The following is a 19,080-nucleotide window of genomic DNA, read 5'->3' as shown; positions in this document are numbered from 1 at the left end:
GTGGTGGACCTGCCGCGCGCCGACGGCTCGGCGGAAAGCGCCGAGCTGCGCCGCCGGCTCGCGGAGGCAGAAGAGACGCTGCGCGCCATCCGCGAAGGCGAGGTCGACGCGCTGGTCATCCGCGGTGCGGCGCGCGACGAGGTGTTCGCGCTAGGGTCCGAGGACAGCTACCGGACCTTCATGGAAACGATGGAGATCGGTGCCGCGGCGCTCGATGCCGATGGCAAGCTGGTCTACGTCAACGCCGCGCTCCAGGCGCTGCTCGGCGCCGGGTCGCAGGAGCTCCAGCATGCCGACCTGGTGCAGTGGGTCGGCCCCGCGGGCGAACTCGCACTGCGGCGCCTGATCGATCGCTGCGCCAGGGGCGGCCGGCATCGCGAGCAGCTGGCGATCGTCGGCGCGTCGGGCGAGCGGACGGTCGAAGTCACCGCCGCGCCGCTCGAGCTGGCATTCGGCCGCGGCTATGCCCTGACCTTCACCGACGTGACTGAGCGGTTCGAAGCGGTCGCCGCGAGCGAGGGCGAGCGGATCGGCCATGCCGTGCTCGCCTTGTCCAACGACGCGGTGGTCGTCTGCAATGCCGCCGGGACCATCACCCAGGCCAACGCCAAGGTCCGCCAGTTCCTCGACGGGGCGAGCACCGGGCTGCAGTTCGACGAGGCCTTTCCGCTGACCTTCGCCATGTCCTCGGGGCTGCTCGGGCCCGCCGACCTGGTCGAGCTGGCAAGGTCCGGAAGCAGCGTCGGGCCGATCGAGGCGGTGCTGCGCGACGATGCCGGCAAGCGCACGCTGCTGGTTGGGGCGGGGCCGCTGCGCGGCGCCGGAGACGGCGCGTCAGGCTCGATCATCACCCTGTCGGACGTCACCGATCAGCGCGCGGCGGAGCGCCGCCAGCGGCTGCTGATGGGCGAGCTCACCCACCGCGTGAAGAACACGCTGACGCTGGTCCTGTCTATCGCCAACCGGACGATCGCCGGGTCGCGCGACCTCGCCGAGTTCCGAACGGCGTTCGGCCGTCGGCTCGAGGCGCTCGCGGCCACCCACAATCTGCTTGCCGAAGACTTCTCGGCGGGCCTCACGCTCGAGGATCTCGCGGTTGCCGAACTCACGCCCTACATCGCGGTGGGCAGCGAGCGGCTGACGCTCGAGGGCCTGCAGCATCGGCTGAACTCCGACACGGCGGTAGCGCTCGGGCTGATCTTCCACGAGCTGGTGACCAACGCGGTCAAATATGGTGCGCTGTCGAACGAGCGTGGCCGGGTTTCGCTGACGGCCGAGCGGAGCGGCGGAGAGCTGGAGATCATCTGGTGCGAGGAAGGCGGCCCGACCGTGCTGCCGCCGTCGCGCCATGGGTTCGGCCAGACCCTGATCCTGCGCGGGCTGGGCTCGAGCGGGCCCAAGCCGACGACCCTCGACTATCGTCCCGAGGGTGTGCTGTGCCGAATGCACGTGGCGACCTCGGCGCTGATCGCTGACGCGGATCCCGCTGCCGCCGGCTGAAACCCTCCGGAGAGTAAGTCCATGTCACTGCTGACATTGTTCGCCGACCTCGTCTCGCGCGGGGCCGAATATCGCGTGAGCGGGCCGATGGAACGCCCGGCGGCGGCGCGGATGGTGTGGCACGACGAGTTCGCCTGGGGCCGGCTCGATCCGGGCGAATGGTCGTTCGACACGTCGCGCAACAAGGCCGGCTGGTACAATGGCGAGCGGCAATATTATGCCGCGGACCGCGCGGCGAATTTGCGGGTGGCGGACGGGCAGCTGACGATCGAGGCGCGGCGCGAGCGGCTCGACCCCGCGCGCTTCCCTGACTGGGGCGGGCAGGATTACAGCTCGTCCAAGATCATCAGCCGGCGCGCGTGGCGCTACGGCTTCTTCGAGGTCAGGGCGGTGCTGCCCTGCGCACGGGGCAGCTGGCCCGCCATCTGGATGCTCCCCAAGGGGGTCCGCCGCTGGCCCGACGACGGCGAGATCGACATCATGGAGCAGGTCGGCGCCGAGCCGAACCTCGTCTATGCGACGCTTCACAGCGGGCGCTACAACCACCGGCTCGGGACGCAGCGCGGCGCGCAGCAGCCCGTCCCGACCAGCTGTACCGCCGCCCATCGCTACCAGCTCGACTGGCGCCCAGACGCGATCACCATCGGGATCGACGACCGGGCGGTGATGCGGGTCCGTCGCAAGCCCGGGGATGGGCAGCCCGAGTGGCCGTTCGATAGGCCGTTCCAGCTGATCCTCAACCTGGCGGTCGGGGGCGACTGGGCGGGGGCGAAGGGGATCGACGACGCCGCCTTCCCGCAGCGGATGCGGGTCGACTACGTCCGGGTCTGGCAGTCGCCGACGGAGCGGCGCTCGCGCTGAGGCCGGCCGGGCTCGGCCCGCCGGACGATCCGCTCGTCGCCCCGGCGGCGTTCCGGTCCCGATAGGCGTGAACCGGCGGCACCGGGCGGCGTTCATTCGTCCGGACCTGGCAAGAGGACGGACATGGACACCGACGAACTGACCCGCGACGACAATCGGATGACGACGCTCACCCGGGTTGCCGAATTCGACCACCAGGTCACGGGAGTGACGGTCAGCGAGGACGGGCGAATTTTCGTCAACTTTCCGCGCTGGACCGAGGATTCGCCGGTGTCGGTCGCCGAACTGCTGCCCGGCGGCGAGCTCCGGCCCTATCCCGACGAGCAGTGGAACAGCTGGCGCAACGCCCGGCAGAACGAGCTTCCGGTCGGCGAGCATTTCGTCTGCGTGCAGTCGGTGGTGGCCGACAAGCGCGGCTCGCTGTGGGTGCTCGACCCCGCGGCGCCGGGCAACGAGAAGATCCTCGAGGGCGGGCCCAAGCTGGTGCGGATCGACCTGCGGTCCAACCAGGTGACCAAGGTCATCCGCTTCGGCGAGGACGTCGCGCTGCAAGGGACCTATCTTAACGACATCCGCTTCAGCCCCGACGGGCGCACCGGCTACATCACCGACAGCGGCAGCCGCGGCGCGATCATCGTCGTCGACCTGGAGAGCGAAACCGCCTTCCGGGCACTCGACGGCCATCCTTCGACCCAGGTGGAGAAGGACTTGACGGTCGAGGTCGATGGCCAGCCGCTGCGCCGCCCGGACGGGCGCCAGCCGGCCTTCGCCGCGGACGGGATCGAGCTGTCGCCGGACGGCGCGACACTGATCTGGCAGGCGCTGACCGGCAAGACCCTCTACGCGCTGGACACCGCCAAGCTGCGGCCGGGAACCCCCGGGGAGGAGATCGCGGGCTCGGTGCGAACGATGGGGACGACGCATGTCGCCGACGGGTTGTGCACCGGCGTCGACGGCACGCTCTACCTGACCTCGCCGGGCGACAATGCGGTGACCCGCTGGACCGGCAGCGGGACCGAGGTCGTCGTCAGCGATCCCGAGCTGCGCTGGCCCGACACCATGTCGGTCGGCCCAGACGGTACGCTCTACGTGACCGCGAGCCACATTCAGGACACGGTCTGGTTCACGCCCGGCGCGCCGCCCGCGATCCGGACCGCGCTCTTCTCGTTCGAGCCGAGGGGCGATGCTCGCCAGGGTTGAACCGAGCGCCGAGCGGATCCGGTCGGGCGACGCGATCCGGACGTGGCGCTTCCTGGCCGCGGCCGACGAGCCGGGCGTGCTGGTCCTGCTGACCGGCACCACCGGTTCGTTCCCGCGGCGGGTCGGCAGCCAGATGGCGGTTGCCGCTGACGGCACGACCGCGGGCTCGCTGTCGAGCGGCTGCGTCGAGCAGGCGATCGTCGCCGAGGCCCGAGCGGCGCTGGACGCGACCGCGCCACGGCGGGTCCGCTTCGGCCAGGGTTCGCCCTTCATCGACATCCGCCTGCCGTGCGGCGGTGGGATCGACCTCCTGTTCCTCCCTGATCCCGACCGCGCGCTGCTGAGGCAAGCGACCGAGCGGCTCGAGGCGCGCCGCCCGGTCGCACTGTCCGTGTCCAACGACGGGCGGCTCTCGCTAGAGGATGCGGGAGCGGAGCCCGGCCGCCTCGTCGTCCACCACGCGCCACCACTCCGGCTGGTCGTCGTCGGGCAGGGGGAGGAGGGGCTGGCGACCGCCCGGCTCGCCCGCGCGCAGGGCCTCGACTACCGGCTGCTGAGCAGCGACGAGTGGCTGCTCGACGCGGCTGCCGGAGAGGGCCTGCCGGCCGAGCCGCTGGACGCCCCGACCGCGCTTCCCGAGCTCGCGGCGGATCCGTGGACGGCGGTGGTCTTCCTCTACCATGATCATGAATGGGAAGCGGCGCTGATCGCTCGTGCGCTCGCGACGCCGGCCTTCTGGGTCGGCGCGATGGGCAGCCGGACCACGCAGGCGACTCGCCTGGCTTTGCTCCGCGACCAGGGTACGGACGAGGCGGCGATTGCCCGGCTGCGCGGCCCGATCGGACTGATCCCGGCCGCGCGCGAGCCGTCCACCCTGGCGCTGTCGGTGCTGGGGGAGATCGTCGGCGCCGACGCGGCGCGGCGATGATCGCGATCGAGCGTACCGCCGCGGTCCTTCTCTGCGCCGGCCGCTCGCGGCGGTTCGGCCCCGACAACAAGCTGCTGGCTTCGCTGCAAGGTCGGCCGCTGGTCGCCCACGCGATCGCCTCCGCGGCGCCGCTGCCGCTGCTGGCAAGGATCGCCGTTGCCCCGCCGCCGGCCACCGAGCCGGCGCTCGCCGCTCTGCTCGCCGAGGCTGGGTTCGTGCATATTCCGAACCCGGATCCGGAGCTCGGCAAGGATCATTCGCTCCGGCTCGGGCTGGGCGCGGCTATCGAGGCGGGCACCGAGGCCGCCCTGCTGCTGCTCGGCGACATGCCGGCGGTGCGCCCCCTGCACCTGCAGGCGCTGGTCGCCGCCGCCGACCCCGCGACCGCGACGATGAGCGCGACCGGCGAGTTCCGCTCGCCGCCCGCCCTGTTTCCCGCGGCGATCGTGCGTGCCTTCCTCGCGGCGTCGGAGACCCGCCTGCGCGACCATCTCCGGGGCGAGGCGGTGCGGCTCGTCGCGACCGAGGTAGAGCAGCTGGTCGACTGCGACACGCGGAGCGAACTGGCCGCGCTGGACGAGACGCGAGGGGAGACCGGACACGGTTCAGCGCGCTTCTCAACCGCTTCGCGAGAGGTTCCTGATTTTAAATAATTTCACGGGTCGAAAACCGCGGCCCGGGCGTTCCAGTTGAACGACGGGTAAACGGGGTCCAATGCATCCATATTGCGGCATGCCGCCGGTTCCGGGCGAACTTCTAAGCCGGTGGAACCTGTCCCCGTGGCTACTGCTCGTTCTTCTCGCCGTCGCCATCCTCCAGCTGCGGACCAGCAGCCGACCGGTACGAGGAGCGGTGGCCGGCGGGTGGATCGTCGCGACGCTCGCCTTCGTCTCTCCGCTGTGCGCGCTGTCGGTCGCGCTCTTCTCGGCACGGATCGCGCAGCACATGCTGCTGATGCTGGTCGCGGCGCCGCTGATCGCGCTCGGCCTCCCGGCGAGCCGGTGGCGCCATTCGGCCTGGTGGAGCGCGCTGGCCTTCACCGCAGCGCTGTGGGTCTGGCACATGCCGGCGCCCTACAAAGCGACCTTCCGCTCCGATGCCGTTTACTGGGCAATGCACCTGACCCTGTTCGGGAGCGCGATCTGGCTCTGGCGCGACCTGCTCGATCCTACGCCGGAGCGCGCCGCCTCGGTGCTCGGCGCCGGACTGTTCGCCTGCATCGCAATGGGGTTTCTCGGTGCGGTACTGACGCTCGCCAACCATCCCTGGTTTGACTGGTACCGCACCACAACGGAGGCATGGGGTCTTGACCCGCTCGCCGACCAGCAACTCGGCGGCGCGATCATGTGGGTACCGGGCGGGATCGCCTTCCTCGCCGTTGCGCTGCGCTCGTTGCTGCTCGTCCACCGCCATCTCGAGCGGCCGGCGGCAGCGCGCTGATGCACCCGCAGGACTATACCAGCGGGGTCGGCGAACAGACCGCCTACGTGACCCCGCTGCTGTGGTTCACGCTTGTCGTCTCGGTGCTGGTCTGCCTGATCATCAGCGCGCTGGTCTGGCGCGGAGCGACCCGCCGGGCAATAGGGGCGAGCAGCGCCGATCTTCGCTCGGTACCGGTGGAGCGCCGGGAAGGGGGCGTGCGCTGGATCTGGATCGGCGTCGCGGTCTCGATGGTGCCCCTGCTGATCACCTTGTTTTGGACGGTGGGGGTGCTGGCCAAGATCGGGCCCATCCCGCGCACGGCTCCGCTCGCGATCAACATCACCGCAAAGCAGTGGTGGTGGGACGCGGAATATGAGGCCGGCCCAGCCAGCGAGCGCTTCCATACCGCCAACGAGATCCATATCCCAATCAACGTCCCGGTGCTCGTCCGGCTGAAGTCGGCGGACGTGATCCACAGCTTCTGGGTGCCGAAGGTCGCCGGCAAGATGGACGTCATTCCCGGCCAGACCAACACGATGTGGATCCAGGCCAACAAGGTCGGGCGCTATCGCGGCCAATGCGCCGAGTTCTGCGGGTCGCAGCACGCGCACATGGCGTTCGTGGTCGCCGCCGACCTGCCCGCCGACTATGCGGCGTGGCGCGCCAACCAGCTGCGGCCCGCACCGGCACCGGTCGGGGTCGAGCAGCAGCACGGGCTGGAGATTGCCGAGAGCCGGTGCAGCCTGTGCCATGCGATCCGGGGCACCCGGGCCGCGTCGCCAATCGGGCCCGACCTCACCCACCTCAAGAGCCGCAGCGCTATCGGCGCGGGTACGCTGCCCAACACGCTGGCCGCTCTGTCAGGCTGGATCGAGAATCCGCAAGGACCCAAGCCCGGCGCCCGAATGCCGGCGCAGACGCTGTCGGGACCCGACCTCACCGATCTCACCGCCTATCTGGAGACGTTGCGGTGACCGCCGTCGCGCCGGGCAAGCCGCGGGCGGTGCCCGAGGTCGGCCGCGACACGCCGGAGCTGCGCGCTCGGCTGCAGGCGATCTGGGAAAGCCGGCGGGGGTTGCTCGGCTGGCTGAGCAGCGTCGACCACAAGGAGATCGGCCTGCGCTACATCGTCACCAGCTTCGTCCTGCTGGTGATCGGCGGGGTGGAGGCGCTGGCGCTGCGGCTCCAGCTGGCGGGGCCGGATCTCAGCCTGCTAACACCCGAGCAGTACAACATCCTCTTCTCGACGCACGGGATGACGATGATCTTCCTCTACGCGTCGCCGATCCTGTCGGGCTTCTCCAACTATCTCTGGCCGCTGATGCTGGGCGGCCGGGACATGGCCTTCCCCAGGCTGAACGCGCTGAGCTACTGGATCTACCTGGCCGCCGCGGTCTTCCTCTACACCGGCTTCCTCGTCGGGGCGGGGCCGAACGACGGCTGGTTCAACTACGTCCCCTACGGCGAGTTGCAGTACAACCCGGGGCTCAACCAGGATTATTACGCGCTCGGCATGGTGCTGCTCGGCCTGTCGACGACGGTCGGCGCGGCCAACTTCATCGTCACGCTGCTGCGGATGCGCGCGCCGGGCATGTCGATCAACAACCTGCCGATCCTGGTCTGGGGCACGATGACCGCGAGTGTCGCCAACCTGATCGTCGTTCCTGCGGTGAGCCTCGCCTTCTTCATGCTGTGGCTCGACCGGCAGTTCGGGACCCAGTTCTTCCAGCCACAGGCGGGCGGCCAGCCGCTGCTGTGGCAACACCTGTTCTGGATGTTCGGCCATCCCTGGGTCTACGCGATCGTGCTGCCGGCAATGGGAATGGTGTCGGACGGGCTGCCGATTTTTTGCCGGCGGCCGCTGGTCGGCTACACCGCGGTCGCGCTCGGCACGGTGGCGACGATGCTGCTCGGCTTCGGCGTGTGGGTCCACCACATGTTCGCGACCGGGCTCCCGGGGCTCAGCCTCAGCTTCTTCTCGGCCGCCTCGATCCTGATCGCGGTGCCGAGCGCGATCGCGGTGTTCGCGTGGATCGCCACCATCTGGCTCGGCCGGCCGGTGGTCACCACCGCCTTCCTCTTCTTCGCCTCGATGATCGTCCTGTTCGTGATCGGCGGCGTGTCGGGGGTCATGACCGGGAGCGTGCCGGTCGACTGGCAGCTGACCGATACCTACTTCGTCGTCGCCCACCTCCATTATGTGCTGATCGGGATCAACGTCTTCCCGGTCGTCGGCGCGACCTATTTGTGGTTCCCCAAGATGACTGGACGGCTGCTCGACGAGCGGCTCGGCAAGTGGAGCTTTTGGACCATGTTCCTGGGCTTCAACCTGGGCTTCCTCCCGATGCACCTGGTCGGGCTGTGGGGAATGCCGCGGCGGGTCTACACCTATCCGGCCGAGCTCGGTCTCGGGCCGACCAACCTCATCATCAGCATCGGCTCCTTCGTCTTCGCGGTCGGCGTGCTGCTGTTCTTCGTGAATATCGTTGCGAGCCTCCGCTCGGGGGCGCGGTGCGGGGATAATCCGTGGGACGGGCCCTCGCTCGAATGGGCAACTTCCTCGCCGCCGCCGCCCTACAATTTCGCGGTGGTCCCGACGATCGTCTCGCGCCACCCGCTGTGGGAGGACCGGCTGCAGGAGCGCGACGAGCGGTCCAACCTGGGCGAGGGCATGCTGCTCGACCAGGGCAAGCTGGCCCTCGCCACCTCGTCGCTCGATGCCGAGCCGCTGCGCATCCTCGAAATGCCGGAGGACACGATCATCCCCTTCCTGCTGTCCGTATCCCTGCTGCTGCTCTTCTTCGGGCTGCTGCTGAAGAACGTACCGCTGACGCTGATTGGCGGCATCGCCGGCGCGCTCAGCCTCGTCGGCTGGTTCTGGCCGCGGCTTGGGCTGCTTGAGCGGGAGGCGGCGCATGGCTGAGCTCGCCGAGACCCGGCCCGCGGCGCTGCCGGTCGGTCCGACCGGAAGCGAGGGCGTCGGCCGCAGCGGGATGCTCGCGCTGATCGCCACCGAGGGCGCGCTATTCGGCTATCTCCTCTTCAGCTACTATTACAACGGTGGGTCCGGCGGGCCGAACTGGGTGGCGGAGGCGCGTCCCGACCTCCGGCTCGCGCTGCCCAACACCATCCTGCTGCTGCTCTCCAGCCTCGTCATCTGGCGGGCGGAGAAGGCCACGCGCCTCGGTGACCGGCGCACCGCGCTGCTCGGAAGCGGGCTGACGCTGCTGATGGGGACGGTCTTTGCGGTCGTGCAATGGTTCGAGTGGAAGGCCAAGAGCTACGGCATCGGCGCTTCCAGCGCGGCCTCGCTCTACTATGTCACGACCGGTTTCCACATGGCGCATGTGGTGGTCGGGCTGATCGTCCTCGCCCTGCTCTTCCTGTGGACCTGGCTCGGCTATTTCAGCCCGGTGCGGCGCATCGTGTTCACCAACGGGGCGCTCTACTGGCACTTCGTAGACGGCGTGTGGCTGTTCGTCTTCACGACTTATTACCTCACGCCCTACCTGGGGTTCGGGCGGTGAGCGAGCAGGGGCTGTCGCACCATCCCGCGCCGGCACGCCGGCGGGTGAGCGGGCCGACCCTGTCCTTCGCGCTGTGGGGCGGACCAGCGGCGTGGCTTGCGCAGCTGCTTGCCGACTACGCCATCTACTCGCGGCCCTGCTTCACGGGCTCGACGCGCAACGCCGCTTTGCCGGACCATGTCGCCGCCACCCACGTCGCCGGGGCGGTCGCCCTCGTCCTTCCGCTATTGGTGGCGCTGGCGGCCGGGGCGGTGGCGGTGCGCGTCTACCGCCGGACCCGCGACGAGTCCGCCGGCTCGTCCGCCGGGCTGGTCGAGGCCGGCAATGGCCGCACCCGCTTTCTGAGCTTCTGGGGAATGCTGATGGGCTTCGGCTTCGCGATCCTGATCCTGACGAGCCTTGCCGCAATGCTGATGGTGCCGCCATGCGCCATGTAGCCTTGCTCCTCCTCGCCGGACTGGCGCTGGGCGGCTGCAGCATCCGCCGCGACCGCTTTACCGAGACCCGCGCGCTGATCGCCAATCAGTGCGGCAGCTGCCACGTCGTGCCCGGGGTAACCGGTGCCAACGGCAATGTCGGGCCGTCGCTCGAAGGCATCGGCACGCGTCAGGTAATCGCCGGCTACTTCCCCAACACCCGCGCCAATCTGGTCCGCTGGGTCGCTCACCCGCAGGCGATGCTGCCGAACAATGCCATGCCCGAGACACACCTGACGCCCGAGCAGGCGAACCAGGTCGCCGACTATCTCTATACGCTGGACCGCTGACCGGAAGGCGAGGCTTTCATGATCGTATACCCTGCTGGACTTTGGGGGTCAGACGGGGTTCATCGCACCGGGCATCTCCTCCGGCGACCTGATCATGGGGGCGTACAGGCATGGTGAACAGGCGCGAATTGATCGAGGGCTCGGTAGCGGTCGCAGCGATCGGCCTTGCCGCCGCCCGAGCTCCTGCCGCGCCGGCGAGTGGCCTGGTGCACCGGCCCGAGGCGTTCGGCGCCCGGGGGGACGGGCGCCACAACGACACGGCCGCGTTCCACCAGCTCAGCCGCGCGGTGGCCGACGCGGGCGGGGGCACGATCCTGCTCGCGCGCGGCCGCACCTACGTGGTGGGCAGCCAGACGCCTCGCGCCGACGGGAGCCTGACCGGTGAGAGCATCATCGCGCTCGAAGGGCTGCGCCGACCGCTGGCGGTCGTCGGCAATGGTGCGCGGCTGCTGGCCGAGCCGGGCCTGAAGTTCGGGCGATTCGATGCCGCGGGGCAGCGGCTCGACCTGCCGATGCCCAATACCGAGATCAAGGGGGTCGCCTGGCCCTACCAGGGCATGATCGACATCCGCGGCTGCCATGCCCCGGTCCTCGTCAGCGACCTGGTCCTCGATGGCAACCTGCCGGCGCTGCGGATCGGCGGGCAGCACGGCGATATCGGCTGGCAGATCCCCGGCAGCGGCGTCTTTCTCAGCGGCAATCTCGCCGGCGAACAGCTGATCGGCATTACCAGCCGCCATCATGGGCAGGACGGGATCATGGTCAACGCTCCGGCGGCGCGGCAGGGCCGCACTCGGCTCGAGCGGGTGCGCTGCTTCGAGAATGGACGGCAGGGCCTGAGCATCATCGGCGGCCACGGCTACGACCTTGTCGATTGCGAGTTCGCCCGCAGCGCGCGGGGTCCGGTCTCCAGCCCGCCCGGCGCGGGGGTCGACATCGAGGCCGAAGGCGAACCGGTCCGCGACCTCCATTTCGTCCGCTGCCGCTTCGTCGACAATGTCGGGATCGGGATGGTCGCCGACAGCGGCGACAGCGCCGACGCGCGCTTCGACGAATGCCTGTTCGTGGGGACCAGCACGTGGAGCGCGTGGCCGCGCAAGCCGGGCTTCCGCTTCAACCGCTGCACCTTCGCCGGCGCGGTCGTGCAATGCCATTCGGACCGGACGGACCCCGCCAAGGCGGTGCAGTTCGCCGACTGCCTGTTCACCGACGATCCCAAGCTCGCCGGCGGCCAGCCGGTCTATCTCGCCGACCCGAAGGGCGGCACGATCGTCGATACCGGCGGGGGCGGGAGCCACAATCTCCTGTTCCGGCGCTGCCGCTTCGCACTGACGCACAACGGCATCCTGCCGTGGAGCTGGAACGCGACCTACGAGGACTGCACGATGCGGCAGGCCCTGGCGCAGACCAACCACAGCAAGGGGCGGTTCCTCGGCACCACGCGGATGGATGCGCCCAATCCCGACATCTACGGCTCGCTCGTGCTCGGCACGCTGATTGTCAACGGGAAGATGATCGAGCGCGGGCAGATCGGCGACAACGACTGGTAGCGAAGCACCGCGCGCCTGTGCCATGACCAGCGCCATGTCCAACCCCGAAACTATTCTCGTCGAGCGTCGCGGCCATGTGGCGCGGATCACGCTTAACCGGCCCGAGCGGCTGAACAGCTTCACCCGCGCTATGCATGCCGAGCTTCGAGACGCGCTGGCCGGCCTCGGCGATGCGCGGGTGGTGGTGCTGACCGGGGCGGGGCGGGGCTTCTGCGCGGGGCAGGACCTCAATGACCGGGCGGTGACACCGGGCCAGGCGGTCGACCTCGGCGAGACGGTGGCGGAGAGCTGGAACCCGCTGATCCGGACTCTCGCCGGTCTGCCGCAGCCGGTGATCGCGCGAGTCAACGGAGTCGCGGCGGGGGCAGGGGCCAACATCGCGCTCGCCTGCGACATCGTCGTCGCCGCGATCTCCGCCCGCTTCATCCAGAGCTTTTCGGCGCTCGGGCTGATTCCCGACAGCGGGGGCAGCTGGCACCTGCCGCGGCTGGTCGGCCAAGCCCGCGCGCTCGGCCTTGCGCTGGCCGGCGAGCCGCTGTCGGCGGAACGGGCGGCCGAGTGGGGGCTGATCTGGAAGGCGGTCGACGACGCCGCGCTCGACGGCGAGGTCGACGCGCTCGCCGAGCGGCTCGCCGCACTGCCGCCGCTCGGGCTCGCGGCGATCAAGCGGATCGTTCGCACCAGCTGGCAGCGCGGGCTCGACGAGGAGCTGGACCTGCAGCGCGACGAGATGCGGCGGCTCGGGTTCACCGAGGACTATCGGGAGGGCGTGGCCGCCTTCCTTGAGAAGCGGCCGCCGCTGTTCACCGGCCGCTAGCGGCGCGCTGCACGGTCACGCGGTTCACCACCACCGCCTTGAGATCCGCGTGCAGCCGGGTGCGCAGTTGGTCGCGAGCGGCGAGCCGGTCCAGGCTGCTCATCTCCGCACCATCGGCGCGCTGTTGCTCGAGCACGGCGAGCGACGTCTCGACATTGGCTTCGAGCAGCGGCTCGCACTTGAGCTCGGCCTGCCCGGCCAGTTCCGCAGCGCTGCGGCGCGACTTCAGGCCATGGTCGGCGACATCCGCCGCGCAGGCGAGATAGGGCGAGCGGGCACGCTGCTCCGCGCCGATCGCGGGCGGCTGCAGCAGCATGGCGGCGAGCAGGATCATCTTTTGTCCCTCCCGCGCGGATGCTAGCGTAAGGCGCGGTGAGCGCCAACAGCCGGCCTAGGCCGTTAACAAGCTGTTTAATCGCGACCCAATCTGCTAAGGGACTCGCCTGTGGGGAGCGGGTGAATGGGGATTGGCGGACTGGTCCTGCTGGCGGCGGTCGGCGCGGCGACGAGCGCGCAGGCGACCGATTTCGGGATTCGGGTGCCCGGGCGACTACCACCCGCGGTGTCGGTGGACGGCATCCGCTCGACGCCGCTTCTGGCCGAGCCAGCGTCGCCGCGCGATCCGGCCCGGGATGGCGCTTCGCCGGCTTCAGCGTCCGGTTTCAAGCTCCAGGCCGCGGCCTCGGTCGGCGCTCGCTGGGGCCGGGTCACCAGCACCTTCCGCTCGCCCGAGCACAACCGCGCGGTCGGCGGCGTCCCCAACAGCTGGCACATGCATGGTCGAGCGATCGACATCGCCCGGCGGGCCGGGGTTACCCACGCGATGATCGCCGCCGCCTTCCGCACTGCGGGCTACCGGCTGATCGAATCGCTGGACGAGGGCGACCACAGCCATTTCGCCTTCGCGGTGGGCGGCAGCAACCCGAGCCCGTTGCTGCAGCCGACCTCGCCCGAACTCACCCGTTGGGGGATCGTCACGGTCGCCGCCGTCGCGCTGCGCTGAGCGGTCGGTCGCAAAACAAATTGATCGCGGCGGCGTACGTCACTAGATCGCGCCGCGTTGGGGAGTAGCTGCCGGGATCGTCCCGGGACGGCGTCAACATGATTGCGCTTGCGGGCGCGTGGCGCCCTCTACCGGACCTTACGTCCGCTTAGCGAGACCAGCACCGGATCCGTGGGCCACCAGGCGGCTCGTGGGCCTGTGCTGAGACGTGCCTGGCGGAGCTTGCCCCCAATGACCCCCGTTTCCCTGGCCGTCCTGGCCTTCAGCATGTCGGCCGACGCCTGCGCGGCGGCGATGGCGCGCGGTGCCGCGACCCGTCCTTCACTGACCAGCGCGCTGCGTGGCGGCGCGGTGTTCGGCGCGGTCGAGGCTGTGACCCCGATTCTCGGCTGGGCGGTCGGCCTCGCCGCCAGCCGTTACATCGCGGCGGTCGACCATTGGATCGCCTTCCTGCTGCTGGCGGTGGTCGGCGGCAAGATGGCGCTGGAGGCGGTCGCCCGGCTCCGCAACGGCGACGCCGAGGCGGGGTCGACTGACGAGGCACCGGCCCGGCAGCGTGGGCTCGGCGGGCTGCTGCTCGTCGCGGTGGCGACCAGCATCGACGCGGCGGCGGTAGGGGTCACGCTGGCGGTCATCGACGTCAACATCGTGCCGGTCGCGGTGGCGATCGGGCTGGCGAGCTTCACCATGGCGAGCGCGGGCCTGCTGATCGGGCGGACGATGGGCGCGCGGTTCGGGCCGCTGGTCGAACTGCTCGGCGGTCTGGGGCTGATCGGGATCGGCACCTCGATCCTCGTCAGCCATCTCAGCGGCATCGCCGGCTAGCGCCGCTCGGAGGCCTCGCGGGTCTCGATGTCGTCCCAAGCGCAGCTCGCCACTTCCAGCAGCATCAGCCCGGTAGTGACGAAGCTGGCGGCGAGCACCCAGGCGAAGCTGGCGACGATTTCCGGGGTGGGACCGAACAGGCTGACGACCAGGGTCGCCGAGGTGAGCCCGGCGATGAGCAGGAGCGACAGGGCGACGTCGGTCGCGGCGCTGATCCAGGTCCAGCGCCGGACGCCCGGCCCGGTGCGAAAGCCGGCGATCGCGAGGATGACGCCGCGCGCCAGCAGCCAGACGGTCACGACATAGACGGTCGGGAGGAACTCGCGGCCCGGCTTGAACCAGAACCACAGGCCGGCGGCGAGGGTCAGCGCTCCGGCCAGCATCGCCATCGGCCGGGTCTCGCGCCGGACCGCGCCAGCGACGAGTTCGACGATGCCGGCGCCCATCATCATCGCGCCGACGATTAGCGCGGCCTTCACCTGACCGGTGGCGGGGAGCAGCGCGGCGCCGGCCGACAGGACGATCACCGTCCAGCCGGCCAGCGAGATTAGCCGGGCACCTCGGGCACTGGGAAGTCGGACGTCGCTCATTTCATCTCCGGTTCGATCGCTCGAACGCGGCAGAGCGGCGTCGGGTCCGTCGCCTAGCGAACGGACCCGAGGAGCTGCTGCACCTCGCGGATGTGGTTCTGCACGATCGGCACCGCGCCACCCGCCGCCTGGCGGAGCTGTGGGACATCGCCCTGCGCCGCATAGCCTTGCATCATCTGCAAAGCCATCTGGTGGGCCGGCAGCTGCTGCTGGAGGTAGACCCGGTCGAAGCTGGCGGGGGAGGCGGCGGCGAGTTGCGCCAGCATCGACTTCTGCATCGGGCTCAGTTCGGGCGGCGGCGCCATGACGCCGGCGGCCTTGGCGGTCGCCAGCGTGTTGTTCGTCAGGTTGGTGTGGTCGGAGATGAGCATCGAGGCGAACGCGCGGACCTGCGGGTTCTGGCTGTGCTGGATGGCCATGACGCTGCTGGTGATCTCGAATATGTCGCCAGCTCCGGCGTTGAACAAGAACGCCTGGTTGTCGCGGGTCGCCGCGGCGGGGTTAGGAGTCGGCAAGGTCGCGGACGCGCTCCCGGCAAGCCCGACGGCGGCCGTGGCGGCCAAGATTAGCTGCTTGAAATTCATTGGCTTGCTCCTCGCCATTCGCTCGATTTCGCGGTTTCTAGGGAACCCGGCACCACTCCTCTCGTTCCGCCGACACTGAATTTTCATTAATCTTGAGAGGAAAAATGGCGATGGCGAGAACAGGGACCGGACGCCGCATGATGTGGCTCGCGGGCGTGACCGCGGCCGCCGCGCTGGCGGGCGTGGCGCAGGCGCAGATGCCGATGGCGCCGATGCCGCAGGGGCAGCCCGGGATCCCGGCGAGCGGGGCCCAGCCGTCGCCCGACAACCAGGCCGTGCTCGACGCGCTGCGCGCCATGGGGACCAAGCCCTTCTACACGCTGGATCCGATCGCCGCGCGCCAGCAGCCGAGCTTCACCGACGGGGTTATAGCGGTGCTTCGCGCGCAAGGGCGGCCGACCACCCCGCCGCCGGGCACGACCGAGCGCAACATCTCGATCCGCGGCGCGGCGGGGCCGCTCAACGCGCTGCTGATCACCCCGACCAACGCCCGCGGCCCGCTGCCGGTGGTGGTCTATTACCATGGCGGTGGCTGGGTGCTCGCCGACTCTAAGGTCTATGCCGGCGGTGCGCGCGGGATCGCCCGCAACGCGCAGGCGATCGTCGTTTCGGTCGATTACCGCCGTGCGCCCGAGGCGTCCTTTCCGGCGCAGCACGACGACGCGCTGGCCGCCTACCGCTGGGTTCTGAGCAACGCGCGCTCGATCGGCGGCGACCCGTCGCGGGTGGCGCTGGCCGGCGAGAGCGCCGGCGGCAATCTCGCGGTCGCCACCGCGATGCAGGCGCGCGACGCCGGGCTGCCGCAGCCGCGCGCGATCCTCTCGGTCTACCCGGTTGCGGGCAACGACCTCAACACGCCGAGCTACCAGGACAGTTCGAACGCGATGCCACTCGGCCGTGCCGGCATGGCCTGGTTCTTCCGCTATGTCCCGCGCTCGCCGCAGGACGTGATGGACCCGCGGATGAACCTGGTCGGCGCCAATCTCCAGGGCCTTGCCCCGGTGACGATCGTCGCTGCGCAGATCGACCCGCTCCGGTCGGAGGGCGAGCAGCTGGCGGCGCGGCTCCAGCAGCAGGGTGTCCAGGTCGAGCGGCGCGAGTATCCGGGGACCACGCACGAGTTCTTTGGTGCCGACGCAGTGATCGCCGCCGCCGGCCAGGCCCAGCAATATGCCGGGGCTCGGTTGCGCGCCGCGCTTTACGGGCAGGCGATGCCGATGAGCGGCAGTCCCGGCATGGCTCCGGGAATGGCGCCCGGCATGGCACCCCCGGCCGACGGCATGGCTCCGCCGCCGCTGCCGCCGGCGGACCGTTCGCGCGGCGAGCGCGGCTAGGCTTCCGCCTTCACTCCTACAGCCCGCTTCCGCCCACCGGCGGAGGCGGGCCACTGGCGCCTTGCCCCTGAGGCGGTGATCGGCTAAGGGCGCGCCTGTTCGGCGGGCGATGGACTCGCGGGGCGCTTCGTCATTCTGGCGGGCGTGTGCAGCCGGGGCGCCAGCGGGCGCCGGGCCGGACGCGTTCCTGCTGCCAGGCAGCGCTTCACCAGACCATCGTTGGCAGGATGCTGCGACCGGCACGGGGCCGGCGCGGCGGATCAGGGTTTCCAGGCCCGCCAGATGGAAAGCCGACCGAGGGTGGTCCGGCTGGCGGCATGAAAACTGACTTACGGAAGATTTTCAACCACATGGCCACTACGGCATTTCCAAGCCGCGACGATTTCGCGGCGCTTCTCAATCAGAGCCTGGGCGGCGAGAACGAGGCCTTCGAGGGCCGCGTCGTCAAGGGCACCGTGACCGGAATCGAGAATGATCTCGCGATCATCGACGTCGGCCTCAAGAGCGAGGGCCGGGTCCCGCTGCGCGAATTCTCGATGCCAGGCCAGCCGAGCACGTTGAAGGTCGGCGACGAAGTCGAGGTCTATGTCGACCGCGTCGAGAACGCGAGCGGCGAGGCCATGCTCAGCCGCGACCGCGCCCGCCGCGAAGCTGCCTGGGACAAGCTCGAGGGCGAGTTCAGCGCCGGCAACCGCGTCGACGGCGTGATCTTCGGCCGGGTCAAGGGCGGCTTCACCGTCGACCTCGGCGGCGCCGTGGCCTTCCTGCCCGGCAGCCAGGTGGATATCCGCCCGGTCCGCGACGTCACCCCGCTGATGGACATCCCGCAGCCGTTCCAGATCCTCAAGATGGATCGCCGCCGCGGCAACATCGTCGTATCGCGCCGCGCCATCCTGGAAGAGACCCGCGCCGAGCAGCGCAGCGGCCTCATCCAGTCGCTGGCCGAGGGCCAGGTAATCGACGGCGTCGTCAAGAACATCACCGACTACGGCGCCTTCGTCGACCTCGGTGGGATCGACGGCCTGCTGCACGTCACCGACATCAGCTACAAGCGCGTCCAGCACCCGAGCGAGGTGCTGAACATCGGCGACACGGTGAAGGTGCAGATCATCCGCATCAACCGCGAGACCCAGCGCATCAGCCTCGGCATGAAGCAGCTCGAGAGCGATCCGTGGGAGGGCGCGCAGGCCAAGTACCCGATCGACGGGGTGTTCCGCGGCCGGGTAACCAACATCACCGAATATGGCGCGTTCGTCGAGCTTGAGCCGGGCATCGAGGGCCTCGTCCACGTCTCGGAGATGAGCTGGACCAAGAAGAACGTCCACCCGGGCAAGATCGTCTCCACCTCGCAGGAAGTGGACGTCAAGGTTCTCGAGGTCGACGGCGAGAAGCGCCGCATCAGTCTCGGCCTCAAGCAGGCCCAGACCAACCCGTGGGAAGACTTCGCCGACAAGCACCCGGTCGGTTCGACCGTCGAGGGCGAGGTCAAGAACGCCACCGAGTTCGGCCTGTTCGTCGGGTTGGACGGCGACGTCGACGGCATGGTCCACATGTCTGACATCGCCTGGGGAGTGTCGGGCGAGGATGCGCTCAACCTTCACCACAAGGGTGAGCAGGTCCAGGCGGTCGTGCTCGACGTCGACGTCGAGAAGGAGCGCATCAGCCTCGGCATGAAGCAGCTCGAGCGTGGCGGCGTGTCCGCGGCGGGTGCGGGCACCGGCGCCAACAAGGGCGAGACGGTTACCGTCACCGTCCTCGAGGTCCGCGACGGCGGGCTGGAAGTGCAGATCGGCGACGATGGCGCGACCGGCTTCATCAAGCGCACCGATCTCGGCCGCGATCGCGACGAGCAGCGTCCGGAGCGCTTCCAGGTCGGGCAGAAGTTCGACGCGATGGTTACCGGCTTCGACCGGTCCAAGAAGCCGACCTTCTCGATCAAGGCGATGCAGATCGCCGAGGAGAAGCAGGCGGTTGCGCAGTACGGCAGCTCCGACAGCGGCGCGAGCCTGGGCGACATCCTGGGCGCGGCGCTCAAGGAAGCCCAGAAGAAGAAGTAAGCTGGACAGGCGGCCCGGCGGTCATCCCGCCGGGCCGTTTTCCCTTGCAGAACCGGCGCTTGCACATGAGCGCCTGATCTGACAGCTTGTATCGCGGACGGGACCGGGGGAGACGG

20 protein-coding genes are annotated in these 19,080 nt (G+C 69.7%); 17 read left to right on the top strand and 3 right to left on the bottom strand.

The genetic code is table 11. The annotated features are described in order from the left end of the window. The first annotated feature begins 3 nt into the window (after nucleotides 1-3). The 13 genes from HMF7854_RS10670 (at nucleotide 4) to paaG (ending at nucleotide 12,571) form a co-directional block, all read left to right on the top strand. Nucleotides 4-1,500, top strand: a complete 1,497-nt coding sequence (locus HMF7854_RS10670; protein WP_126719075.1) for a sensor histidine kinase — start codon at nucleotides 4-6, stop codon at nucleotides 1,498-1,500. A 21-nt stretch (nucleotides 1,501-1,521) separates the two neighbouring features. Next, nucleotides 1,522-2,361 (top strand): glycoside hydrolase family 16 protein, encoded by an 840-nt coding sequence (locus HMF7854_RS10665; protein ID WP_126719074.1) that lies wholly within the window; start codon nucleotides 1,522-1,524, stop codon nucleotides 2,359-2,361. 123 nt (nucleotides 2,362-2,484) lie between these two features. After that, nucleotides 2,485-3,561 carry an L-dopachrome tautomerase-related protein gene (locus HMF7854_RS10660; RefSeq protein WP_126719073.1) on the top strand — a complete coding sequence of 359 codons (1,077 nt, stop codon included), beginning with the start codon at nucleotides 2,485-2,487 and terminating at the stop codon, nucleotides 3,559-3,561. Next, the gene (locus tag HMF7854_RS10655) at nucleotides 3,545-4,489 is read left to right on the top strand and encodes an XdhC family protein (RefSeq protein WP_126719072.1); all 945 of its coding nucleotides are present in this window, start codon (nucleotides 3,545-3,547) and stop codon (nucleotides 4,487-4,489) included. Before HMF7854_RS10660 ends, HMF7854_RS10655 begins: the two co-directional genes overlap by 17 nt. Then, on the top strand, nucleotides 4,486-5,142 hold the full coding sequence (locus tag HMF7854_RS10650; protein WP_126719071.1) for a nucleotidyltransferase family protein: 657 nt from the start codon (nucleotides 4,486-4,488) through the stop codon (nucleotides 5,140-5,142). The genes HMF7854_RS10655 and HMF7854_RS10650 overlap by 4 nt, the downstream gene beginning before the upstream one ends. A gap of 79 nt (nucleotides 5,143-5,221) precedes the next feature. Further along, a complete protein-coding gene (locus tag HMF7854_RS10645) occupies nucleotides 5,222-5,929 on the top strand; it encodes a cytochrome c oxidase assembly protein (RefSeq protein WP_221766432.1) in 708 nt (235 codons plus the stop codon). Next, on the top strand, nucleotides 5,929-6,885 hold the full coding sequence (gene coxB, locus HMF7854_RS10640; protein WP_126719069.1) for a cytochrome c oxidase subunit II: 957 nt from the start codon (nucleotides 5,929-5,931) through the stop codon (nucleotides 6,883-6,885). Before HMF7854_RS10645 ends, coxB begins: the two co-directional genes overlap by 1 nt. Continuing rightward, nucleotides 6,882-8,834 (top strand): cytochrome c oxidase subunit I, encoded by a 1,953-nt coding sequence (gene ctaD, locus HMF7854_RS10635; protein WP_126719068.1) that lies wholly within the window; start codon nucleotides 6,882-6,884, stop codon nucleotides 8,832-8,834. Before coxB ends, ctaD begins: the two co-directional genes overlap by 4 nt. After that, nucleotides 8,827-9,438 carry a cytochrome c oxidase subunit 3 gene (locus HMF7854_RS10630; protein WP_126719067.1) on the top strand — a complete coding sequence of 204 codons (612 nt, stop codon included), beginning with the start codon at nucleotides 8,827-8,829 and terminating at the stop codon, nucleotides 9,436-9,438. The genes ctaD and HMF7854_RS10630 overlap by 8 nt, the downstream gene beginning before the upstream one ends. Next, entirely contained in the window at nucleotides 9,435-9,875 is a 441-nt protein-coding gene (locus HMF7854_RS10625) for a hypothetical protein (protein WP_126719066.1), read from the top strand. The genes HMF7854_RS10630 and HMF7854_RS10625 overlap by 4 nt, the downstream gene beginning before the upstream one ends. Further along, complete coding sequence (locus HMF7854_RS10620; protein WP_126719065.1) at nucleotides 9,863-10,204, top strand: c-type cytochrome; 342 nt, start codon at nucleotides 9,863-9,865, stop codon at nucleotides 10,202-10,204. Before HMF7854_RS10625 ends, HMF7854_RS10620 begins: the two co-directional genes overlap by 13 nt. Before the next feature lie 110 nt (nucleotides 10,205-10,314). Beyond that, nucleotides 10,315-11,754 (top strand): hypothetical protein, encoded by a 1,440-nt coding sequence (locus HMF7854_RS10615; RefSeq protein ID WP_126719064.1) that lies wholly within the window; start codon nucleotides 10,315-10,317, stop codon nucleotides 11,752-11,754. A 22-nt stretch (nucleotides 11,755-11,776) separates the two neighbouring features. Continuing rightward, entirely contained in the window at nucleotides 11,777-12,571 is a 795-nt protein-coding gene (gene paaG / locus HMF7854_RS10610) for a 2-(1,2-epoxy-1,2-dihydrophenyl)acetyl-CoA isomerase PaaG (protein ID WP_239016938.1), read from the top strand. Here paaG and HMF7854_RS10605 read toward each other — a convergent pair. Next, complete coding sequence (locus tag HMF7854_RS10605; protein WP_126719063.1) at nucleotides 12,558-12,905, bottom strand: hypothetical protein; 348 nt, start codon at nucleotides 12,903-12,905, stop codon at nucleotides 12,558-12,560. The genes paaG and HMF7854_RS10605 overlap by 14 nt on opposite strands. Before the next feature lie 126 nt (nucleotides 12,906-13,031). Between HMF7854_RS10605 and HMF7854_RS10600 the strand changes: the two genes are divergently transcribed. Continuing rightward, nucleotides 13,032-13,574 carry a D-Ala-D-Ala carboxypeptidase family metallohydrolase gene (locus HMF7854_RS10600; RefSeq protein ID WP_126719062.1) on the top strand — a complete coding sequence of 181 codons (543 nt, stop codon included), beginning with the start codon at nucleotides 13,032-13,034 and terminating at the stop codon, nucleotides 13,572-13,574. Between the two features lie 231 nt (nucleotides 13,575-13,805). Beyond that, a complete protein-coding gene (locus HMF7854_RS10595) occupies nucleotides 13,806-14,399 on the top strand; it encodes a manganese efflux pump MntP (RefSeq protein ID WP_126719061.1) in 594 nt (197 codons plus the stop codon). On the opposite strand, the gene HMF7854_RS10590 is transcribed toward HMF7854_RS10595, so the two are convergent. Beyond that, complete coding sequence (locus HMF7854_RS10590) at nucleotides 14,396-14,989, bottom strand: DUF308 domain-containing protein (protein ID WP_126719060.1); 594 nt, start codon at nucleotides 14,987-14,989, stop codon at nucleotides 14,396-14,398. The genes HMF7854_RS10595 and HMF7854_RS10590 overlap by 4 nt on opposite strands. Before the next feature lie 53 nt (nucleotides 14,990-15,042). Further along, nucleotides 15,043-15,573, bottom strand: a complete 531-nt coding sequence (locus HMF7854_RS10585; RefSeq protein ID WP_185829250.1) for a DUF4142 domain-containing protein — start codon at nucleotides 15,571-15,573, stop codon at nucleotides 15,043-15,045. A gap of 110 nt (nucleotides 15,574-15,683) precedes the next feature. On the opposite strand from HMF7854_RS10585, the gene HMF7854_RS10580 reads away from it, so the two are divergent. Both HMF7854_RS10580 and rpsA read left to right on the top strand, forming a co-directional pair. Beyond that, nucleotides 15,684-16,907 (top strand): alpha/beta hydrolase, encoded by a 1,224-nt coding sequence (locus tag HMF7854_RS10580; RefSeq protein ID WP_239016937.1) that lies wholly within the window; start codon nucleotides 15,684-15,686, stop codon nucleotides 16,905-16,907. Between the two features lie 350 nt (nucleotides 16,908-17,257). After that, a complete protein-coding gene (gene rpsA / locus HMF7854_RS10575; RefSeq protein WP_126719058.1) occupies nucleotides 17,258-18,964 on the top strand; it encodes a 30S ribosomal protein S1 in 1,707 nt (568 codons plus the stop codon). Nucleotides 18,965-19,080 lie beyond the last annotated feature (116 nt).

Origin of the sequence: Sphingomonas ginkgonis (assembly GCF_003970925.1) — a bacterium.
Taxonomy (GTDB): Bacteria; Pseudomonadota; Alphaproteobacteria; order Sphingomonadales; family Sphingomonadaceae; genus Sphingomicrobium; species Sphingomicrobium ginkgonis.
This window is presented reverse-complemented; position numbering and strand designations above follow the sequence as displayed.